We start from the raw sequence: 20,562 nt of genomic DNA on the forward strand, positions 1-20,562 counted from the left end.
GACGCGGACACCGGCCCGGTCGTCAAGGTTGGAAGAGGACCTTCACCATGCTGTCGCGCTTCTTCTGGAAGTCCGCGTACGCCCGGGGCGCCTCGTCCAGGGGGAGGTGGTGGGTGGCGAAGCCCTCGACGCCGAGCGGGTCTCCGTCGGTCAGCAGCGGGAGCAGGTCGTCGACCCAGCGGCGGACGTTGGCCTGCCCCATGCGCAGCTGGATCTGCTTGTCGAACATGGTCAGCAGCGGCAGTGGGTCGGCGGCCCCGCCGTAGACGCCGGAGAGGGAGATGGTGCCGCCTCGGCGTACGAGGTCGATGGCCAGGTGCAGGGCGCCCAGGCTGTCCACGCCCGCCTTCTTGATCAGTGCGGCGGCCATGGCGTCGGGGAGGAGGCCGGTCGCGGTCTGCGCGGCCTTGACGACGCTGCCGCCGTGGGCTTCCATGCCGACGGCGTCGATCACGGCGTCCGGGCCCCGGCCGCCGGTCGCGTCGCGGATCGCGTCCACGAGTTCGTCGCCGTACTGGGCGAGGTCGTAGACCTGTACGCCGTGGGCGGCGGCGCGGGCGAGCCGTTCGGGCACCAGGTCGACGCCGATCACCTGGCCGGCCCCGCGATGGGCGGCGATGCGGGTGCACATGTCGCCGATGGGCCCGAGCCCCAGGACGGCGACGCTGCCGCCGGACGGGACGTCGGCGTAGGCGACGGCCTGCCAGGCGGTCGGCAGGACGTCCGACAGGTACACGAAGCGGTCGTCCGGCGGCCCCTCGGGGACCCGGACGGGGAGGGTGTCGGCGAAGGGGACGCGCAGGTACTCGGCCTGTCCGCCGGGCACCTGCCCGTACAACTTGGTGTACCCGAAGAGGCTCGCGCCGGTGCCGTGCTCGTGGACCTGCGTGGTCTCGCACTGCGAGTGCAGTCCCTGCTCGCACATGAAGCAGGTGCCGCAGGACAGGTTGAACGGCACGACCACCCGGTCGCCGGGCTTCAGTTCCCGCGCCTCGGGCCCCACCTCGACGACGACCCCCATCGGCTCGTGGCCCAGGACGTCGCCCGCGTCGAGGAACGGTCCGAGCACCTCGTAGAGGTGCAGATCGGACCCGCACAGCCCGGTCGTCGTCACCTTGATCACGGCGTCCGTGGGTTCGACGATCTGCGGATCCGGAACGGTTGCCACCTCGATCTTGCGGCGGCCCTGCCAGGTCACGGCTTTCATCGTGCCTCCTCCGTCCACACGGCGTCGCGATGCGACGCCGGGCAGGATGCGTACGGCCGCACGGCCCGTCCCTGCGGCCCCGTACCCGCGCGCCTGCCCTCTGGTCGCCCCTTCAACCCGCCGTGTTCGGCACGGCACGGGCCCGGGCCGTCACTGTTGTCCGTCGGTGCATGGCGAAACCATGCCGGGGTCCCGTTCGCCGTTCGGGACCCCGACATGGTCGGTCAAGGCCGGAGGGTCAGTTGATGGTCCACTGCTGGAGGGTGCCGGCGGTGTCGGGCTGCTGGGTGACCAGGGCTCCGTTGGTGGATGAGGCGGTGGTCAGGAGCAGGGCGCTCGCGGCGGACGCGACGGTGTAGGTGCCGTTGGCCTGCCGGGTGAGGATCCAGCGCTGGTTGGGGCCGCCGGTGCAGGTCCACTGGATGATCTTTGCTCCGGCGGTGGTGGAGCCGCTTTCGACGTCGGCGCAGAGGCCGGACTCGGTGTTCTTGAGTTCGTAGGTGCCGTCGGTCCGGCGGGTGAAGGTCCAGTTCTGGTTGGCGCCGCCGCTCGGGGTCCAGGTGATGAGCTGGGTGCCGGCGGTGGTGCTGTGGTTGGGGTTGTCGAGGGCCTTGCCCGCGGCGGTGAGGGTGTGGACTCCGTTGAGAGAGGGAGTGGCTGCCCAGGTGAAGCTCGTCGTGCCGCTCGCGCTGCCGGAGGAGGCGGTGACGGTGACGGTGGAGCTTCCCGCGGTGGTGGGGGTGCCGGTGATGAGGCCGGTGGGGCTGATGCTCAGTCCGGCGGGGAGCCCGGTGGCGGTGAAGGTGAGGGGCTTGGCGGCCGAGTCGATGGCGGTGATCTGGAGTGAGACGGCGGTGTTCAGGAGGGTGTTCTGGTTGCCCGGGTTGCTGACCGTCACCGTTTCGGGGGCTTGGGCGGTCGGGGTGAGGGTCAGGGTCTGCTCGCCGGCGGTACGGGTGCCGCCGACCGCGTTGCCGGTGGTGTTGGTCCAGCTGCGGGTGGGGGTGGTCTCGGCGAGTCGGTTGGTGTCGGAGGAGAGGCCGATGACGAGGCCGCTGTAGCGGTTGACGATCTTGTACGTGCCGGTGGCCGCTCCGTCGGTGTGCGAGGTGCCGCGGAGGACGAACCACTGCTGTCCCACGGCGGCGCTGCCGGTCTGGGCCGCGGTGACCGTGGGCTTGGTGCCCCATGCCCGGGTCGCCGTGGAGCCGGTGCCGACGCCGAGCAGCTGTCCGGTGCTCATGTTGGCGATGCGGTACGAACCGTCGGCGTTGGAGGTGAAGGTCCACGACTCCAGGGCGGAGCCGGAGGAGGAGGCGAGCGAGGTGGTGGCCGAGCTCCCGGGGACCTGAGCCAGGATCCGTCCGCCGCCGGCGATGCGATAGGCCTTCGTGGTGTCCACGGGGGCGGCGGGCTCGGTGGTGTTGATCGTCAGGTTGACGTACTCACTGCTCGACCCGTTGGAGCAGCCGAACGAGCAGTACGTGCGGAAGTCCTTGCCGACGATCGTGGAGCTGGTCTTGTTGGCGCTGTCGAGGAACCACCGGTACCAGGAGGCGTTCTTGTACGAGCCCGTGTCGCCGAGTCGGAACCACTTCTGGGTGGCCAGGTTGTCGGTGGCGTAGATCTCCTGGGAGGCGTTGCCGCTCTGGTCGACGGCCTGGGGCTGGCCGATGTACAGGCCGAGGTGGGCGTTGTAGGTGATGTCCATGACGAAGAGCGGGGAGGTGGCCGGCGTCAGTCCGTTGGCGACCTGCTGGCTGACGCTGCCGCCGTTCGCCGGGTCGTACTCCTTGGCCGGCGCGACGTATCCGGTGGTGTTGGTGCCTCCGACCGGGACCATGGTGCTCTCGCGGCCGCCGACGCCGGGCTCGGACCAGGCACCGTCGTACCACTTCTGCCACGTGCCGGGAGCCATCTTGCCGGCGATCGGCGCACGGGCGACGTGGCCGTAGAACGCGGCCCAGCCGCCGCCGTAGCCCTTGTTCACGATGCGGGAGCCGTAGAACGCGTAGAAGTAGCCGGAGGCGGTGTCGACGTACAACCGCTGGTCACCGGTGCCGTAGTGGTAGGTCTGCTGGGGGAAGGCGGTGGTGTCGCCGCGCTTGGTGCTGTAGTGGGAGGTGATGACGTGGTCCTTGATGGTCCACGTCTTGCCCTGGTCCTTGGAGACGGCGTAGTCGATGCCGTCGTAGTGGGAACCGTCTCCGAAGGGTTCCGGGGTGAACTCGTTGTGCACCAGTCCGTACCAGTCACCGGTGTCCGGGTCGACCCACACGCCGGCCAGGTCGCAGTAGTTGCGGTGCGCGTAGGTGCCCGTGGAGGGGGCCTGGGTGGCTTCCACGCCGGTCGGGCTGTTGTTGCACCGCCAGGTCGTGTCGTTGTTGCGGTCGTTGGAGTTGGCCGGGTTGACCGCATCGCTGAGGGCGCTGGAGCGGGTGGCGGTGTCGAGGTTCGTTCCGGTGAAGAAGTTCCACTCGCGCTCGTCGCTTGCGCCGTACAGCGCGTGGGCCTGCTGGAAGTAGAAGGTGCCGTCCTTGTCGATGTAGGTGCCGGCTGGCGTGTCGTCCGGGGTGGTCCAGGAGCCCTTGGCGCCGACGGTGACGGTGTAGGAGGCGGCGGACGCGTCGGCGGATGCCGTGGGCATCGTCAGCGCGCTGCTGCCTGTGATGACCAGTGCGGCCGAGGCGAGCGCCCCTGCCAGTCTGGTTCGAGGAGTGGTCACGAGTACTCCTTGGTCTCAGGAGCCGTGGGGAGACGGCTCCTTGGGTGGTCCGGCGTCCTTTCGGGACGGCGGTGGCACTCGGAGCGGCTCGACGCGCTCCGAGTGCGGTGCTCTCCCGGCCGGGTCACGGCGTAGCGCGTGGGGCGCGTCCGGTACCGGGGGAGCGTCTGGGGACACACGGCCAGGCGTGTGCTCGTGTGTGGACGACTGCGTGCTGCGGTGCGGCCACGGAGAGAGGGACGGTGGGGCGTTCCCTCTTGCAGGGGGGAAGTTCCGTTTTCCTGGGCGGAGGTGCCGCGCGCTGCCGCCGGCGGGGCAGTGGGTTGAACAGGGTCGTCATTTGACCGCTCCGGCGGTCATGCCGGCGCGCCAGAACCGCTGGAGCGCGAGGAAGGCGATCAGGAGGGGCGCGATGGACACCAGCGAGCCGATGACCACGAGCGGCGGGGGCACGGCGACGTGGCTGGCGTTCCAGCCGACGAGGCCGACCGTGACGGGCTGCAGCCGGTCGTCGCCCAGGACCATGGCGGGCAGGAGGTAGTTGTTCCAGATCTCCACGAACTGGAAGAGGAAGATCGTGACCAGGGCGGGCAGCATCATCCGCACCGCGATCGTGCGGAAGACGCGGAACTCCCCCGCGCCGTCGAGGCGCCCGGCCTCCAGGACCTCGTCGGGCACGCTCTGTTCGGCGAAGACCCTGGCGAGGTACACGCCGAAGGGGCTGACGACGCTCGGCAGCAGGACCGCGAGGGGGTTGTCGATCAGGTGAACGCCCGAGAACATCAGATACAGCGGCAGGGTGAACAGCACCTTGGGCAGCAGTACGGCGGCCAGGACCAGTGAGAACAGCAGGCCGCGGCCGGGGAAGTCGTACTTGGCGAGCGCGTATCCGGTGAGGGCGGACAGGGCCGTGCCGATCAGCGCTCCCGCACCGCAGTACACGACGCTGTTGAGCATCCAGCGCCAGAAGATGCCGTCGTCCTGGCTGCTGAGCCGGGCGATGTTGTCGAGCAGGCCGAAGCCGTCGAACCACAGGCCGCTGCCGCCGAACTGCTCTCCGAAGGGTTTGGTCGCCGAGACGAGGAGCCACCACAGCGGGAAGAGGAAGTAGAGGGCTGACAGGCCCAGCAGGGCGAGCACGGTGACCCGGCCGGCGGGACTCGTCTCGCGCCGCGGTCGGATCCGAGCGCTGGGGGTGGGGATCACCGTGGTCATGCCTGGTCTCCTCGGCGGGTCAGCTTGAAGAAGGTGAGCGACACCGCGCCCACGGCGATGGCCAGCAGGACCGACTGGGCGGCGGCGTAGGGGTAGTTGCCGGCCGCGACCGCGCTCTGTGCCGACATCAGCGGGGTGAACGCGGAGGAGATCGATCCGCCCGAGACCGGCTGCAGGACGGCCGGTTCGTTGTACAGCTGGGCCGACCCGATGATCGAGAACACCGTGGTCAGCACCAGCGCACCACGCACGGCGGGGATCTTGACGCTCCAGGCGATCCGCAGGGCGGAGGCCCCGTCCATCCGGGCGGCTTCCAGGACTTCGGCGGGGATGGACTGGAGGGCCGCGTAGATGATGATCATGTTGTAGCCGGCCCAGCTCCAGGTGACGATGTTGGCCACGGACCACAGCACGACGTCTTCGTCGAAGAAGGGCACGGTGACGGCGAGCGGTTCGAGCAGCCGGTTGAGCGGGCTGGACGTCGAGGAGTACATGAACGACCACACGAGTGCGGCGCTGACACCGGGGATCGCGTAGGGGACGAAGCTCGTCAGACGGAAGAAACCCCTGCCTCGCGCGGACTTGGAGTCGATGAGCAGAGCCAGTACCAGGGCGAGGCCCAGCATGAGCGGCACCTGTACGCATCCGAAGAGGGCGACGCGGCCGAGCGAGGCCGTGAACGAGCCGTCCTGCAGGGCCCGCGTGTAGTTGTCCAGGGGGGCGAAGACCTCCGTGGGCGCGGTCAGGCCCAGGCCGGAGCGACGGATGGTGAAGAGGCTGCTGTGGGCCGCGTACAGGATCGGCGCGATGTACATGGCGACGAACAGGACGACGAAGGGGGCGCAGAAGAGCAGCGGGCCGAGTCGCCGGGGGCGTCCGAGGGGCGTCGTCTCACGCGTCCGGCGGGGCGCTGCGGTGGCTGCCGGGCGCCGTGCGGGGGCGCGGTGCGCGGCGGAGGCATGGGTCACGGGCGTTCCTCACTGGGGCGTCGCCGGAGCGGTGGCGGGATTCCGGTGACGATGGGGCGGGCGGGGGCGGCGACCGCCGGGCGGGGTGGGGGCACCCGCCCGGCGGGCCTGCTCTAAGGGGCGGTGGCCAGGCCCTGCTTGCGCATCTCGGTCAGGGTGGTGTCCTGCGCGTGGTCCAGGGCCTGGGCGATGGTGCCCTTGCCGGTCCATGCCTTGCCCAGGCCGTCGTTCAGGTCCGCGACCGTGCTGGGCATCAGCGGGCCCCAGGTCCACTCGGGGTCGACGTCGGGCGAGGCGGTGGCGAACACGTCGTAGATCTGCTGCCCGCCGAAGTAGGGGTCGGCCTTCAGCTGCGGCAGGTAGAGGAGGTCGCCGGCGGCCGGGTAGAGCGACGCCTTCTCGATCAGCTTGCCGAAAGCGTCCTTGTCGGTGCTCAGCCAGTGGGCGAACTCCCAGGCCGCCGCCGTGTTCTTGCAGCCCTTGAGGACGGCGGTGGCAGATCCTCCGGCGTTGCCGACCTTCTTGTCGCCCTTCTCCCACTGCGGCATGGGTGCGACGGCCCACTGCCCGGCTCCCTGCTTGGCGCCGCCCTTGATGACGCCCGCCTGCCAGACCGCTCCGACGACCGTGGCGATGTTGCCGTTGCCCAGGCCGGTGTACCAGGCCTGGTCGTACATGGGGGCGCTGCTGATCACACCGTCCTCGACGAGACCCTGCCAGTAGTCGGCGACCTTCTTGTTCTCCGCGGAGGCCATGCTGACCTTCCACGCGTCGTTGTCGACGCCGAACCAGTCTGCGCCGGCCTGCCAGGCGAGGCCGGCGTAGTCGTAGTCGAGGTAGGGCGAGGAGAGGAACCGCTTGGGGTCGGAGGCGTGGATCTTCTTGCCGGCCTCGCGGTACTCGGCCCAGGTGGCGGGCGGCTCGAGGCCGAGGGAGTCGAAGAGCTTCTTGTTGTAGAAGAGGGCCATCGGACCGGTGTCGACCGGTGCTCCGTAGACGGCGCTGCCGAGGCTCACGGCGTTCCAGGCGGCGGACTGGTAGTCGCTCTTGGACGGGGCGGCGTGCTCTGCCACGTCCTCCAGGGCGCCCTGGGCGGCGAAGCTGGGCATGGTCTCGTACCCCACCTGCGCCAGGCACGGGGCATTGCCGGCCTTCACGGCGTTCAGCATCTTCTGGTAGCCGCCCTTCGCGCCGGGCTGCACCGTCTGGTAGGTGACCTCGATGTCCGGGTGGCCGGCGTTGAACGCCTTCACGGCCTCCTCGTAACCAGGGGCCCATCCCCAGAATGTTATCGATGCCTTACCGGCCGCACCCGAGCCCGAGGCCGAACCCGATCCCGAGCAGCCGGTGACCGCGAGGGCAAGGGTGAGAGCACCCGCCACTCCAGCAAAACGGATGAATCTAGGCTTCACAGCTCCTCCTGAATGCCGCGGCAGGCAACGGGGACGTCCTGCACGGGGTCGCCGGCCCGGCGACCCGGCACCGATCGCACGATGCGCCCGACGGGCGCCGGTGGCCGAAACTATGACAGAGAATGTTATCGATGCCAATACCTGTGATCGACCGGCGTCCTGGCTCGCGAAACCGCACGTGGGCGGCGATGTGGGCGATATCATCGGTAGGGGTTGATCACGAGGAAGGGATCTCATGGGGAAGCGCGGTGACACCACCACCGGTACGCGTCCGCCGGGCATGGCGGACGTCGCGCGAGTCGCCGGCGTGTCCGCGCAGACCGTCTCGCGGGCGCTGGCGGGGCACCCCAACGTGCAGGAGAAGACCCGCGCGAAGGTGCTGGCCGCAGTGGACCAACTCGGCTACCGGCGCAACAACGCCGCCCGGATGCTCTCCTCCGGCCGCAGCCGCACCATCGGCGTCGTGACCCTCCAGACGAGCTTCTACTCCCGGGCCGCCGTCACCTCGGGCATAGAGAACGCGGCCCGTGAGGCGGGCTACGCGGTCAGCACCGCCACCACCACCTCGCTGGACACCTCCGCCATCGAGAACGCGCTGTCCCGGCTCGCCGACCAGGACGTGGAAGGGGTCATCCTGTCGGTGCCCCTGATCCACACCAGCAGCCGAATCGAGCAGCTCACCCGATCCACCCCCACCGTCACCATCGACGGATCGCGCACCGACACCACAGAGGTCCTCGCCCTCGACCAGGCCGAGGCCGCCCGCATCGCCACCCAGCACCTCCTCGACCTCGGCCACGAGACGGTCTGGCACATCGCCGGCCCCGCCGAATGGCTCGAATCGGCACAGCGCCGCGACGGCTGGCAGGCGGCCCTCGAAGCCGCGGACCGCCCGGTGCCACCTCCGCTGGAGGGCGACTGGTCACCGGCCTCCGGGTACCGCAACGGACTCGTCCTCGCCCGGATCCCCGACGTCACCGCCATCTTCGTCGCCAGCGACGAAATGGCGTTCGGCGTGATCCGAGCCCTGCACGAGGCCGGACGCCGCGTCCCGGACGACATCTCCGTGGTCGGATTCGACGACATCGAACTCGCCGAGTACTGCTCCCCCTCCCTCACCACCATCGCCCAGCCGTTCCAGCACATGGGCGCCCTCGCGGTGACCCACCTGCTCCGCCAGATCGAGGCACCGGGCGCACTGCCCGAACCACGCTGCGTCGAACCACACCTCATCGTGCGCGCCAGCACGGCCCCGGCATCCGGCCGCTGACCGTCCTGCTGCGGCGGATGGCGAACCGCCCGCTGGGCGGGGGTGAAGGGACTCGGGTGGACCCGGGTGGGTGCGGGGGGGGTGCGGGGGCGTTCATGCGGCGCGGGCAATTCTGGTCAACGCGATACCCACGTACCGAAGTCAAGCCCGGGGAGTAGCCAGGACGGGGACGCTCGCGCTCACGCCGCTTCGTACACGTGTGCCCTGCCGCCGCGCCACTCCCCCACTGCGGATCGTCGAGCACCCTCCCGGCATCCGGCAGTCCCGTACGGCGCAGGAACTCGACTTCCCAGGTGCCTCGTGTCTTGCGGGTTTGCCCGTGAGGCGCGGTGGCACAGTGGGATCCGGCGGCCGGTCGGCCGGGCCGCGGCCGGACCTCCTCGACGCCCGGACTCGAACAGGAGCTCTTCATTGCGCTTCTACGCCCAGACACCCGCACGCCGAAACCGCCAGGTACTGGTGGACCTGATCGCCGTGGCCCTGATCGGCGCCGCCGTGTGGGTGGCCTTCACCGTCCGCGACGCGATCCTGCTGCTCGCCGAACCAGGACGCAAAGTGGAAAGCGCCGGCGACAACCTCGCCGAAGAACTCGACAACGCGGGAGACGCGGCATCGGACGTACCGCTCATCGGCGACATCCTCAAGAAACCGCTCCAGGCCGCGGCCGACGCCGGCTCCGGCTTCGCCGACGCGGGAGTCTCACTCCAGGAGACCGTCAGCCAGGTCGCCGACGTCATCACCACGGCCCTCATCCTCATCCCCGTCCTCCTCATCCTGCTGCTGTGGCTCCCACCCCGCCTGCTCTGGATCCACCGCAGCAACACCCTGCGCCGCCTCGCACAAGCCCCCGGAGGCACCGACCTGCTCGCCCTGCGCACCCTCACCGGACCTCCAGGCGCACTCACCGAACTCCCGGCCCCGCCAGGGGGATGGGCCGACGCCTGGCGCCAGAAGGACCCACAAGCCATCACCGACCTCAGCACGATCGCCCTCCACCGTGTCGGACTCCGGCCCTGACACAAGGGCCCCACGCCTTCGGATCGGGAGTACGAGACGGCGGAACGGACGACCGTTCGCCATGGGGCGTTCGCCTCGTCGGATGCCCCGCTGGTGGGGAGGGCTCCCGGCCGCTTGTTGCGGTATCCGGCCGCTGCGCGGCCGGGCACGCCGCCCGGTCGGATCTCGTCCGGGCAGTTACGCTCGATATCAGGTGGGAAGGTGCCCTGTGCGCCGGCGGAAGGGCTTTTCCATGGAGTCGCGCGAGACGGTGCTGTCGGACCTGGTTGCCGACTCACACATGGTGGCGGGCCAGGAGCTCGCCGGGCTCGTGTCCCGGACAGGCCGGCGCATGGGCCTGGACGGCACCTGCATGTACGTGACCGACCTGCAGCAGACCCGCCTGGTCGCGCTGCCGCAGCCCGTGGCGGCCGAGGCGCGGACGCTGGACATCGACGGCTCGCTGGCAGGCCTGGCCTACCGCACGGAGCGGACACAACGCTCGCGGGACGGCAGCACCGTCTGGGTACCGATGATCGACGGAATCGAACGCCTCGGCGTGCTGAAGGCCACCGCACCGGATCTCGACGAGGACCTGACCAAGTGGTGCGAGGCGCTGGCGGGCGTGGCGGCCCTGCTGCTGGTGTCGAAGTCGTCGCACAACGACCTGCTGACCGAAGCGGAACGGCGCCGGAAGATGACCGTGCAGGGCGAACTGGTGTGGGCGTTCCTACCCCCACGCACCATCGGAACCGCGCGCGTGACGTCGTCCGCCGTGCTCGAGCCCGCGTACGACATCGGCGGCGACGCCTTCGACCACAACCTCACCCACGACGCGTTGCACCTGACACTGCTCGATTCCATGGGGCACGACCTCGCGTCCGGCGGAGCGAGTGCCGCAGGCCTCGCCGCCTGCCGCGCCACACGCCGCGCAGGCGGCACCCTGGCCGACATCATCCCCGCGATCGACACCATCCTGAACGAGTGGTTCACCGACCGGCTCATGACCGCGGTCATCGCCAACCTTAACGTCCTCGACGGCACGTTCGCCTGGGTCAACTGCGCCCACCCGCCACCGCTACTGATCCGCGGCGGCCAGGTACTCCCCCGCATGCTCGAACGGGAGCCCGACCTCCCCCTCGGATGGGCCTTCCACAGCACCTCCCCGCCGACAGTGCACCGGACGCGTCTGCAGCCCGGCGACCGGGTCCTGCTCTACAGCGACGGCGTCACCGAGGCCCGCTCCACCCGAGGAGACCTCTTCGGCGAGGAACGGCTCGCCGACATCGTGATCCGCGCCATGGCCGCGGGCGATCCCGCCCCGGAAGCGTTGCGCCGCCTGCTACAGAAACTCCTCAACCATCAAGACCACCGCCTCCGGGACGACGCCACCATCGTGCTGGCCGAGTGGCATCCCGGCACCGACGAACCATGACGTGTGAGGCAAGGGCCTGTTCCAGTCCTCCTGCCTCGAAACCGTCCGCCCGTCCGCCCGTCCGTCCGCCCATCCGTCCGCCCATCCTTCCGCCCATCCTTCCGCCCATCCGCCCATCCGTCTGTCCGTCCGTCTGTCCGTCCGTCCGTCCGTCCAGACAAACGGATCAGCAGGCCGCATACGACGGAGCGTCACCGGGTGCGACTTCGCCGGGACATCACCGAGCTCTGGGTTCTGGTGCAGATGTGCTGGCACGGCTCTTGCAGAGCCGCTCGGCGTCAGTGCCGGCGTCCAGAAGGCCCGCGCGTTCCGCGATCACCGCGGCCTGCACCCGGTTGGCCACGCCGATCTTGCCGAGGATGGCGCTGACGTCGTCCTCGGCCGTGGCCACGGAGAAGTGCATCCGGGCGGCGATCTCGCCGTTCGACAGGCCTTGTCCGATGTATCCGAGTACTTCTCGCTCCCGTGACGTCAGACGGGCCACCGCCTCAACAGCCTCCTGCGCCCGCGGACCAGGAGTGAGCCCGCCGTGCAGCCGGCGGACCACGGACGGCGAGAGACATCCGGCGCCGGTCGCCAGGGCGCGTACGGAGCGGATCAGCGTGTCGGGTTCGGTGTCCTTGAGAAGGAACCCGCCGGCGCCGAGGGCGAGGGCGCGGCTCAGGTAGTCGTCGTGGTCGAAGGTGGTGAGCATGGCGACGTGGGGTGGGTCGGGAAGTTCGAGGATGCGGGGCAGCAGGGTCAGTCCGCCGATGTCGGGCATGCGGATGTCGAGCAGTACGACGTCCGGGCGGAGAAGCCCGACCGCCTCCATCGCCTCCCCGCCCTCGCACGTACCGACCACCTCGATGTCGCCGGCGCTGCGCAGGATGAGCGCGAGACCGGAGCGGATCAGGCGTTCGTCGTCGACGAGCAGGACGCGGGAACGCGGCGCGGGGTCCGCGGTGGCTGGCACAGGTTCTCCTCCGACAGGGGCTGTTCCTGCGGAAGACGGTGCTGATCCGGAAGGGGCTGCCCGAGGCGGCGGAATTTCCGAAGCGTAGCCATCCGGTTGGCGTGGTCGCCGGTCGGCGAGGTGGGGTGGACGACCGGAGGGACCGCTGCTTGCCATGGTCGTGAAAGGCCGCTCAGGGCTGTCGCGCGGATTCCACTCGGCCGGAGATCGTCACTGACCGCCGGTGCAGCACCGGTTCCAGGGGCCCCGCCATGTCGTGCGCCGTCCCTGGACCAACTGCGGCGATGCCCCTCGGGCACCGCCTTCCAGGGCCGACCGCTGTGCGACGGGCTGGTGCGCTCGGTGCCGTGGGCGGCACCGACCCAGGACTCCCCGGAGTTCGTCGGGTCGACCCTGCGCCGGATCGGCGCCGCGCACCAGCGCCAGGGGTTTCCGGAGGCCTGGTACCGATCCTCCGGGCGGGCGCTGCTGGACGCCGCTCACGAAATCCACAAGGGCGACTGGGGCTCGCTGCTCAGCTCCCACGGGATCGCCTACTACACCTGGTTGAGCGCGAGCCTGGTCTCGGGCTCGGCACGGGCCCGATCAGGCGGCGGTCACCACGAGCCGCCGCGATCCGGAACAGGTGAGACGTCCACGAGGGCCGGGCCCGTGAGCTCGCTCGGCGACGTGTTCGCCGAGCTCCGCGCCCGCCACTTCCCCGGCGACGAGCGCGCCCTGGCCGCGATCTGCACGCGGGGGGCTCTGCGTACCGGCGCGGACCTGCGCAATCCGCAGGCGGCCGCACCCGACGGCGACCTGCGTTTCTGGGCGCAGATCCCGCCCGGCATGGAGGTGGACGTGATGCGCTCCGGCAAGCTGACGGCGGACACCCGCGGCGCCCTCCGCCGAGCGCGCCTGGACCTCGGCGGCTCGTCCGGCGCGGTCCTGTTCGACTGTGGCTTCCGTCGTCTGGAGATGGATGCCAGAAACCTCTCGGCTGCCTTTCCGTCCGCACTGGACGGCATCCCCGCGGCCGGCTTCCACACGTACGGCGAGAGCTGGCTCGGACACGTCAACCAGACTCTGACGGGGGTCGTGTTCGGCCGCCCGACGGCACCTTGAACCCGAACGAAACGGAATCGACAAGGATGCCGCCTCGAGCGCGCGACGTCAGCCCTGACCGGTAGGACGCAGTTCCCGTTGGAGGGCGGCGAGGGCGAACGCGTGCGGGGAGGTGTGCCGCCAGCGGGAGCGGCCGAACATCACGTCTTCGGAGAGCCCGCTCAGCATGGCGACGGCCCGGATGGTGAACTCGGGGAGGCCCACGGCGGCGAAGTGCCCGAGGTCCCGGCCCTCGCGGAGGATGGCTTCCAGGCGTTCGTCCCAGCCGTCCAGTAGTTCGGTGAGGACTTTTCGGCCTGCTTCGTCGTGGCGCTGGGCGAGTACCTGGGTCCACAGGGCGTAGCGTTCGTCGCTCTGGTCGCGGGGCAGGTAGAAGCGGACGAACAGGTCCAGCTTCTCGGCGGGGGACGCGGCCCGGTCGGCGGCCTGCTGGTACTGGGCCCAGAGGTCCTCTTGGCTCCACGCGAGGACTTCGAGGAGGAGCCGGTCCTTCTTGCCGAAGTGGTAGAGGATGTGCCCGGTGCTCATGCCGGCGCGGGCGGCGATGTCCGACATGCGGAGGGCCGCGGTGCCCTTCTCGGCGATGACGCTGATGGCGGCCCGCATGGCACGCTCGCGCGCGTCGTCCCCGCTGGGCTGGCGCTTCCTGTCGATCGGGACGCGGGCAGCGGGCCGGGAGGTCGCGCCGCTCCCGGTGCCCGCCGGATCGATCACGCCGTCGGTCGGAGGGAGGCGGTCCGGCTGTGCGGGCCCGGTCTCTGGCATCGGCATGAGCTCACTTTCGGTTCCGGAGATCCAGGTCTCAAAGTCTAGGTTCCGAATTTCTAGACCTTTAGTCTAGACTGAAAATCTAGTTAGAGCGATGGGTGTGTGCCGGCCGGCTGTGCGCGGTCGCCCCGACGGCCAGAGGCCGCCGCCCGCCTGCCCTACTCACCACCCGGGAGACAAACCCACATGACGTACGGATTCGATGTCGTGGAGACCTGTATCGCCGACCTGCGCGCAGCGCTGGAGAAGGGCGAGACGACCGCGGTCGGGCTGCTCGACGCCTACCTCGCGCGGATCGACGCGTACGACCGGCCCGGTACGGCCACCGCTCTGAACGCGATGGTCGTGATGAACCCGCACGCCCGGGCGGACGCCGAGGCCTCCGACGCCCGCCGCGCCCGCGGCGAGACGCTGGGCCCGCTGGACGGCATCCCGTACACCGCCAAGGACAGCTACCTCGCCGAGGGCCTCACGGCCGCGTCCGGCTCCCCGGCGTTCGAGCACCTCGTCGCCCAGCGTGACGCCTTCGCCATCGAGCGGCTGCGCGCGGGCGGCGCGGTCCTCATCGGCCTGACCAACATGCCGCCGATGGCGAACGGCGGCATGCAGCGCGGCCTGTACGGCCGCGCGGAGAGCCCGTACAGCGCCGACTGGCTCACCAGCGCCTACGGCTCCGGCTCCTCCAACGGCTCCGGCACGGCGACGGCGGCGTCCTTCGGCGCGTTCGGCCTCGGCGAGGAGACCTGGTCCTCGGGCCGCGCCCCCGCCTCGAACAACGCGCTGTGCGCCTACACCCCCAGTCGCGGCGTGATCTCGGTCCGCGGCAACTGGCCGCTCGTACCGACCATGGACGTCGTGGTCCCGCACACCCGCACCATGGCCGACCTGCTCGAACTCCTCGACGTCATCGTCGCCGACGACCCGCACACGCGCGGCGACCTGTGGCGCGCCCAGCCGTGGGTGGAGCTGCCCTCGCCGTCGCAGGTACGCCCCGCCTCCTACCCGGCCCTCGCACCCGCCGACGCCGAGGCCGCGTCCGGCACGCTCGCCGGCAAGCGCGTCGGCGTCCCCCGCATGTACGTCAACGCCGACCCCGCCGCCGGAACGAACCCCGACGGAGGCATAGGCGGCCAGACCGGGCAGCCCATCGACACCCGCCCCTCGGTGATCACCCTGTGGGAAGCCGCCCGCCGCGACCTGGAGGCCGCCGGCGCCGAGGTGGTCGAGGTCGACTTCCCCGTGGTGACCAACTACGAGTCCGACCGTCCCGGAGCACCCTCGCTGCTCACCCGCGGCCTGGTCAGCCGCGAGTACCTCGCCTTCGAGATCGAGGACCTGTCCGCCTGGGCCTGGGACGACTTCCTGCGCGCCAACGGCGACCCGGCGCTCTCCACGCTGGCCGACGTCGACGGCACCCGCATCTGGCCCAAGCAGCAGGGCGAGCTCCCCGACCGGTACGAGGGCTTCGACGACACGATCGGCGACTACCCCCGCTTCGTACGCGAGCGCCCGCACGCCTCCCTCGCCGACATGCCGCACCTCGAACAGGGCCTGCGCGGTCTGGAGGAAACCCGCCGCGTCGACCTGGAGCTGTGGATGGACGACCTGGGCCTGGACGCGGTGGTCTTCCCCGCGGTGGCCGACGTGGCCCCCTCGGACATGGACGTCAGCGTGCCCTCCGCCGACCTCGGCTGGCGCAACGGCGTCTGGGTCGCCAACGGCAACCTGGTCCCCCGCCACCTCGGCATCCCGACCGTGACCGTCCCCATGGGCACCATGACCGACACCGGCATGCCCGTCGGCCTGACCTTCGCCGGCCGCGCCTACGACGACAACGCCCTGCTGTCCCTCGCGGCGGCCTTCGAGAAGACCGGCACCCGGCGCACGCTCCCGCCGCGCACGCCGCGCCTGTCGGGGAAGTGACCTGACGCAGGCCTTCGGGCGAATCGCAGCAGCCGCCGGTAACGGATGCTGACGGCGGTTGCCGGCAGCGGTTCGGCAGCCGCCCGCACCGTGGGGAGGGCGTGGCTCACGGCCACGCCCTCCCCTCACTCGGTTCAGCGCCCACCGCATGAGCCGGGCGCTGGACACCGACGACCCCGACCCGCACGAAGCATCCGACGACTGCATGCAGCGGTACGGCCCGATGTGGCCCTTCAAGCCCCACCGGTGAAGCTCAGGGCTCTTGCGAGTCCTTCGCGCTGGGCCGCTGAGATCTTTTGACAGCGCTGCAGGCCAGGAGCTCGGAGCCGGTGGCGTCGAAGTACAGGTTGAAGAACCGGAGACGGTCTGCCGAGGCGATGGTCCCGGTACACAGTTGCTCGCCGCGGTGACGTGCAAGGATCTCGACGCTCTCGTCGAGGCCGAGGGTCTCCGGCCGGCCGCGGGCCACCGACCGCTTCCACCTCGTTGCGGTGATGCCGAAGACCATCCAATGGGGCGCCGTCCTGTCGATGACCCGTACCTCGGCGCCGGCGGCGATGGCCTCGCGTGCCGGCTTGCACGCGCTCGTCCGGTCGGTGAGCATCGCGGTGACGTCGGGACGCCAGGAGGGCTCGTCATCGGTGGCCATGCGGTGACTGTAGAGACTGAGCACGGGTGTTGCCACAGGATTCGGCGGGGCCGGCCGGGCGGGGAGAGCGGTGCAGTGCACATCCGTCAGTTCAGGGTCTCGCGAAGCCAGGACTGTTCTGCGTGGCTGGTGGCGCGGGCGATGGTGAGCATGCCGCGGCGGTAGGGGTCGGCGGTGTCCTCGGCGCGCAGGGGGTGTTCGCCGTCGTGGAAGAAGCTTGCGGGTTGTCGGAGGAACGCGAGGCGGCGGCGCAGTACCGCGTGCTGGTCGGCCGTGTCCGGGAGGTGGGACAGGAAGGCCAGGATGGTGAAGTAGCGGGTGCTGTCGGTGATGTCCGGGCCGTCCGCGTCGCGGAGGCGGCGCAGGAGTTCGGTGTGGCCGGCGGTGGTCAGGGTGAGGGTGTGGCGCTGGGCGGCAGAGGCGCCGGGCTCTGTTCTGCGGTCCAGGAGTCCGGAGTTGACGAGTCGGGTGATGCCCGGATAGAGGCTCCCGTCGCTGACCGGACGGGTGTGGCCGGACAAGTGGCCTATCCGGCTGCGTAGTTGGTAGCCGTGGAGTGGACCGTCGGCAAGGAATCCCAGGATCGCGAGTTCGAGCATGCTGCTACTCTCGCACATCGGATCGAGGTATATCGGATCGAGGTAGTGGGGTGGAGATGTCGTATACCGAGGAATGGGTGACCGCTCGGGCGCGGGACGCCTACGAGCGCGGCCGGGCGTCCTTCGATGTGCGGCCGGAGCGGACGGCGTTACTCGTCATCGACATGCAGGACGAGTTCGTCCGGCCCGGCTGGAGCCCGTACTGGGTACCGGCGGCGACGCGGACGGCGCCCAGACTGCGCAGGCTCGTCGAGGCGTGCCGGACCGTCTCGGTCCCGGTGATCTGGACCATCTTCGACGACACGCATCTCGGGCTGGACCGCCCCAACGCCCTGCGTTACCTTCCGCACGCCGACACCGACTGGCGGCGGCCGGGCCCGGCCGAGGTGTGGGCCCCGATGGGCCGCCGCCCCGACGAAGCCCTGGTCCGTAAGCCCTCCTACGGCGCGTTCTACGACACCCCGCTCGACACCATGCTCCGCAACCTCGGTCGCGACACGGTCATCGTCACGGGAACGCTCACCAACTACTGCTGCGGCACCACGGCCCGGCAGGCATACGAGCGCGGCTACAAGGTCGTGTTCGGGGCAGACGTCACGGCCACCGACGACGAGTCCCGGCAGGAGCCGGAGCTCGCCGTTCTGCGGAAAGGTTTCGCGCTGGTGCTGACCGCCGAGGAGATCGCCGAGCGTCTGACAACGGCCGATGCCGCTCCCACAGCATCAGCCGACAGGGTCGGAACCCGCTGACGCCGGGCGCTCGCGTGGACCTCGGCGGGCTGCTGCCGGCCGCCGGAACGAACCCGGGGGTTGGTACCGGCGCCGTCGGCCGGCACAGTCACGCCTCCGCACACGCCGGTCAGGCCCCCGGCTTCACGTGCGTGCCGCCTGGCCCGGCCCCGTCGCCGCGGCCAGGTGAGTCGGCACTCGTATCGCCCTCGCCCTCGCCCTCGCCCTCGCCCTCGCCCTCGCCCTCGCCCTCGCCCTCGCCCTCGCCCTCGCCCTCGCCCTCGCCCTCGCCCTCGCCTACAAGCCGTGCCAGATCCGTCGTCAGCGAGGCGAGCCAGGACGTGGTCGCGTAGTACACGCGCGGTGCGCCTGGCGGTTCGTAGGCGACGGGGGCGGGGGCGGTGTCGGGGGTCATCAGGGGATGGTGCGGCGCCGCCGCTTCCGCAGCGTCACCTGTGGGATCCATCCGGGCCGAGGTCAGTAGCATCCCCGCCGCGACCCGGTCACCCAGGCGGATGACGAACTCCGCTGCCTCTCTCCCCAGCGGCGCGGCCACGACCGGCTCGGGAGGGACGAGGAGCCGGTCGGCGCCCCACAGTGTGTGGTGCCCGGCGATCAGTGCGGCCTGCCAGTCCTGGCCGGTCGGCGGTGGGGTGGGCCCCGCGGGTTCGCTCTGGTACTGCGCGTACGCCGACTCCGCCATGACCAGCGCGTGCTGCAGCGAACGGTGGCCCGGCGCGGTGACCGACGGCACGCGTCGACCGCCCGCCGCGACCTGCGCCGTCGTGGCCACGACGATCTCCGCAGCGGTCCGCAGCAGCATCGCGACCGACCGGCGCAACTCGTCATGGGCACCGCGCGGCCAGGCCAGCAGCCCGAACACGGCGCCGATCGCGCTGCCGGTCAGCACGTCGAGCAGCCGGAACTCGGCGAGCTGCCAGGTGGCCGGCGCCAGCTGCGCGAAGACCAGGGAGACCACCACCGTGAACAGAGCCTGCGCCCATCCGACGCCCTTCACGGGCCCCAGGGTGAAGGTGACGAGCATCAGCGGCGGCAGGGCCACCGCGTAGACCTCGATGTCGGTACCGGCCAGGGACAGTAGCGCCGCCGCGACCAGCGCGCCGACGAGGGTGCCGGTCAGGGCCCTGCGCTCCGTCGTCCGGGTCTCCCGTACCGTCGTGCGTGTCAGTGTCAGGGTGGCCAGCAGTACCCAGAAGCCGTGCGGGAGCGTGTCGATGCCCGCGATCAGCCGGGCCGCCGCCAGGGCCAGGCTGATCCGTACGGCGTTCTGGAAGAACACCGAACGGCCGCCGACATGGCCCGACAGGCGCCGCCACCACAGCCGTGGCGCCCGCATCCGCGCGTACCAGAACGGGCCCGGCGGCGGTTCGCCGGCCGCTCGACCCCGTACGGCGATGTCGGCCGCGGTGGACATCGCGAGCGCGGCATCCGCCACCTCCAGGAGCGCCGCGTTGCGGCGCAGTACAGCAGGGGAGCCGTCATCGGCAGCCGTCAGGGCTTGGCGGACCTGCCGCAGGCGCTCGTGCGCCCGACCGTCGGCGCTTCGGCCCCGCAGTCGGGCGGCGGTGTCCCGCGCCGCATCCGCAACCGCCCGCAGCGGCTCCGGGTTCCCGGCCTCCGCTGCGTCGGCTGCTCCCGTACGGTCTTCCCGGACCACGCCCGGCGCTGCCGCGCCGGCTTCCGCTCCCCCTGACGCCCCGCCCCCGGCTCCGACCTCCTGGGGCCGGGCAGCACCCGGGCGAGGTGGCGGCAGCACCGTCAGCCGGCCGATCAGGGTGCGCGTCGCCAGGCCCGCGTGGGCCAGCGCCCTGGGCCGTACACCCGCTCCGGCCGGCCGTTCCGCCTCCGGGACCTGGGAGGAACGAAGACCCGTACTCAGGTCACGGGTGGTGCGCAGCGTGGCCTGCGGCAGCGTGTACGGGGCGGAACTCAGCCCGTCCGCGCAGCGGGCCGCGCCGTCGGCGGCCCGGGCGACCCGCTCGCGGTAGGGCAGGGCCGCCGGCTCGGGCAGTACCGTCGCCTCCGCGATGATCAGCAGGACGAGGCCGACGGTCGCGCCCACCAGCCGTTCGCCCAGCGAACCGGGGTCGTAGGGCGGGAACGACGGCAGGATGTACATGAGCTGCAGCCCCGTGGCCGCGCCGGCGAACCGTGGCCCTCCGACGGCCATGAAAGCCAGCGCGAAACCGACGACCAGCATGCCGACGACGGCACTCCACGTCCGCACGGAAAGGTAGGTGCCGAGCGTGATCAGCACCCAGCACACCGGCACCACGCCCGCCAGCAGTCCGGCCCGCTGGCGTCCGGACCCTGGAAGACGGGACAGCCCGGCCATGGCGATCGCGCCGAACAGCGCGTACGTCGCCCCGACCGCCGAGTCGAAGCCGTAGAGCAGCACGTAGAACCCGGCCGTGGCGGCGATCGTGACGCGCAGGGCCCTCCGCGCCGCCGCTCTGTAGGCGGGCGACGGCCGTGGCAAGGACGTGCCGGCCATGCCCCCAGGATCACCCGCCGCACCGCAACCGGCACGACGGAGGGTCCTCCAGACCGGCCGACGATGGCAGGGCCCGGCGGGCGCCTGCCCTAT

16 protein-coding genes are annotated in these 20,562 nt (G+C 70.9%); 6 read left to right on the top strand and 10 right to left on the bottom strand.

The window, feature by feature from the left end; translation table 11 throughout:
* Positions 1-22: 22 nt before the first annotated feature.
* The 5 genes from ACIQFX_RS30625 to ACIQFX_RS30645 form a co-directional block, all read right to left on the bottom strand.
* A complete protein-coding gene (locus ACIQFX_RS30625) occupies positions 23-1,207 on the bottom strand; it encodes an alcohol dehydrogenase catalytic domain-containing protein (protein WP_402470019.1) in 1,185 nt (394 codons plus the stop codon).
* 238 nt (positions 1,208-1,445) lie between these two features.
* On the bottom strand, positions 1,446-3,932 hold the full coding sequence (locus tag ACIQFX_RS30630; protein WP_402470021.1) for an RICIN domain-containing protein: 2,487 nt from the start codon (positions 3,930-3,932) through the stop codon (positions 1,446-1,448).
* A 336-nt stretch (positions 3,933-4,268) separates the two neighbouring features.
* Positions 4,269-5,147 carry a carbohydrate ABC transporter permease gene (locus ACIQFX_RS30635; RefSeq protein WP_402470023.1) on the bottom strand — a complete coding sequence of 293 codons (879 nt, stop codon included), beginning with the start codon at positions 5,145-5,147 and terminating at the stop codon, positions 4,269-4,271.
* The gene (locus ACIQFX_RS30640) at positions 5,144-6,115 is read right to left on the bottom strand and encodes a carbohydrate ABC transporter permease (protein ID WP_402470025.1); all 972 of its coding nucleotides are present in this window, start codon (positions 6,113-6,115) and stop codon (positions 5,144-5,146) included. Before ACIQFX_RS30640 ends, ACIQFX_RS30635 begins: the two co-directional genes overlap by 4 nt.
* A 113-nt stretch (positions 6,116-6,228) precedes the next feature.
* Positions 6,229-7,527, bottom strand: coding sequence for an ABC transporter substrate-binding protein (locus ACIQFX_RS30645; RefSeq protein WP_402470026.1), 1,299 nt, complete (start codon positions 7,525-7,527; stop codon positions 6,229-6,231).
* A 235-nt stretch (positions 7,528-7,762) separates the two neighbouring features.
* Here ACIQFX_RS30645 and ACIQFX_RS30650 point away from each other — a divergent pair, with 235 nt between their 5' ends.
* The 3 genes from ACIQFX_RS30650 to ACIQFX_RS30660 all read left to right on the top strand — a co-directional run bounded on the left by ACIQFX_RS30650 (position 7,763) and on the right by ACIQFX_RS30660 (position 11,228).
* Complete coding sequence (locus ACIQFX_RS30650; RefSeq protein WP_402470027.1) at positions 7,763-8,797, top strand: LacI family DNA-binding transcriptional regulator; 1,035 nt, start codon at positions 7,763-7,765, stop codon at positions 8,795-8,797.
* Positions 8,798-9,208: 411 nt separating this feature from the next.
* The gene (locus tag ACIQFX_RS30655) at positions 9,209-9,814 is read left to right on the top strand and encodes a hypothetical protein (protein ID WP_402470028.1); all 606 of its coding nucleotides are present in this window, start codon (positions 9,209-9,211) and stop codon (positions 9,812-9,814) included.
* 208 nt (positions 9,815-10,022) lie between these two features.
* Positions 10,023-11,228 (top strand): PP2C family protein-serine/threonine phosphatase, encoded by a 1,206-nt coding sequence (locus ACIQFX_RS30660; RefSeq protein ID WP_402470030.1) that lies wholly within the window; start codon positions 10,023-10,025, stop codon positions 11,226-11,228.
* Positions 11,229-11,445: 217 nt separating this feature from the next.
* Here ACIQFX_RS30660 and ACIQFX_RS30665 read toward each other — a convergent pair whose 3' ends face one another.
* Entirely contained in the window at positions 11,446-12,183 is a 738-nt protein-coding gene (locus tag ACIQFX_RS30665) for a response regulator (RefSeq protein WP_402470032.1), read from the bottom strand.
* A 342-nt stretch (positions 12,184-12,525) separates the two neighbouring features.
* Between ACIQFX_RS30665 and ACIQFX_RS30670 the strand changes: the two genes are divergently transcribed.
* A complete protein-coding gene (locus ACIQFX_RS30670; RefSeq protein WP_402470034.1) occupies positions 12,526-13,287 on the top strand; it encodes an FIST C-terminal domain-containing protein in 762 nt (253 codons plus the stop codon).
* A 48-nt stretch (positions 13,288-13,335) separates the two neighbouring features.
* Here ACIQFX_RS30670 and ACIQFX_RS30675 read toward each other — a convergent pair whose 3' ends face one another.
* Entirely contained in the window at positions 13,336-14,058 is a 723-nt protein-coding gene (locus ACIQFX_RS30675; protein ID WP_402470036.1) for a TetR/AcrR family transcriptional regulator, read from the bottom strand.
* A gap of 183 nt (positions 14,059-14,241) precedes the next feature.
* Between ACIQFX_RS30675 and ACIQFX_RS30680 the strand changes: the two genes are divergently transcribed.
* Positions 14,242-15,978, top strand: coding sequence for an amidase (locus tag ACIQFX_RS30680; RefSeq protein WP_402470038.1), 1,737 nt, complete (start codon positions 14,242-14,244; stop codon positions 15,976-15,978).
* Positions 15,979-16,231: 253 nt separating this feature from the next.
* On the opposite strand, the gene ACIQFX_RS30685 is transcribed toward ACIQFX_RS30680, so the two are convergent.
* Both ACIQFX_RS30685 and ACIQFX_RS30690 read right to left on the bottom strand, forming a co-directional pair.
* Complete coding sequence (locus ACIQFX_RS30685) at positions 16,232-16,627, bottom strand: hypothetical protein (protein WP_402470040.1); 396 nt, start codon at positions 16,625-16,627, stop codon at positions 16,232-16,234.
* Between the two features lie 86 nt (positions 16,628-16,713).
* Positions 16,714-17,226 carry a PadR family transcriptional regulator gene (locus ACIQFX_RS30690; RefSeq protein WP_402470041.1) on the bottom strand — a complete coding sequence of 171 codons (513 nt, stop codon included), beginning with the start codon at positions 17,224-17,226 and terminating at the stop codon, positions 16,714-16,716.
* A 56-nt stretch (positions 17,227-17,282) separates the two neighbouring features.
* Between ACIQFX_RS30690 and ACIQFX_RS30695 the strand changes: the two genes are divergently transcribed.
* Positions 17,283-17,975, top strand: a complete 693-nt coding sequence (locus ACIQFX_RS30695; protein ID WP_402470321.1) for a cysteine hydrolase family protein — start codon at positions 17,283-17,285, stop codon at positions 17,973-17,975.
* A 109-nt stretch (positions 17,976-18,084) separates the two neighbouring features.
* On the opposite strand, the gene ACIQFX_RS30700 is transcribed toward ACIQFX_RS30695, so the two are convergent.
* The gene (locus ACIQFX_RS30700; RefSeq protein ID WP_402470043.1) at positions 18,085-20,469 is read right to left on the bottom strand and encodes an FUSC family protein; all 2,385 of its coding nucleotides are present in this window, start codon (positions 20,467-20,469) and stop codon (positions 18,085-18,087) included.
* Between the last annotated feature and the right edge of the window lie 93 nt (positions 20,470-20,562).

Origin of the sequence: Streptomyces sp. NPDC093089, assembly GCF_044754405.1 — a bacterium.
Lineage (GTDB): Bacteria > Actinomycetota > Actinomycetes > Streptomycetales > Streptomycetaceae > Streptomyces.

Coding starts and splice junctions, on each gene's coding strand:
- ACIQFX_RS30650 (WP_402470027.1), top strand. CDS start 7,763: ATGGGGAAGCGCGGTGACACCACCACCGGTACGCGTCCGCCGGGCATG.
- ACIQFX_RS30700 (WP_402470043.1), bottom strand. CDS start 20,469: ATGGCCGGCACGTCCTTGCCACGGCCGTCGCCCGCCTACAGAGCGGCG.
- ACIQFX_RS30690 (WP_402470041.1), bottom strand. CDS start 17,226: ATGCTCGAACTCGCGATCCTGGGATTCCTTGCCGACGGTCCACTCCAC.
- ACIQFX_RS30680 (WP_402470038.1), top strand. CDS start 14,242: ATGACGTACGGATTCGATGTCGTGGAGACCTGTATCGCCGACCTGCGC.
- ACIQFX_RS30625 (WP_402470019.1), bottom strand. CDS start 1,207: ATGAAAGCCGTGACCTGGCAGGGCCGCCGCAAGATCGAGGTGGCAACC.
- ACIQFX_RS30695 (WP_402470321.1), top strand. CDS start 17,283: ATGTCGTATACCGAGGAATGGGTGACCGCTCGGGCGCGGGACGCCTAC.
- ACIQFX_RS30635 (WP_402470023.1), bottom strand. CDS start 5,147: ATGACCACGGTGATCCCCACCCCCAGCGCTCGGATCCGACCGCGGCGC.
- ACIQFX_RS30685 (WP_402470040.1), bottom strand. CDS start 16,627: ATGGCCACCGATGACGAGCCCTCCTGGCGTCCCGACGTCACCGCGATG.
- ACIQFX_RS30675 (WP_402470036.1), bottom strand. CDS start 14,058: ATGCCGATGCCAGAGACCGGGCCCGCACAGCCGGACCGCCTCCCTCCG.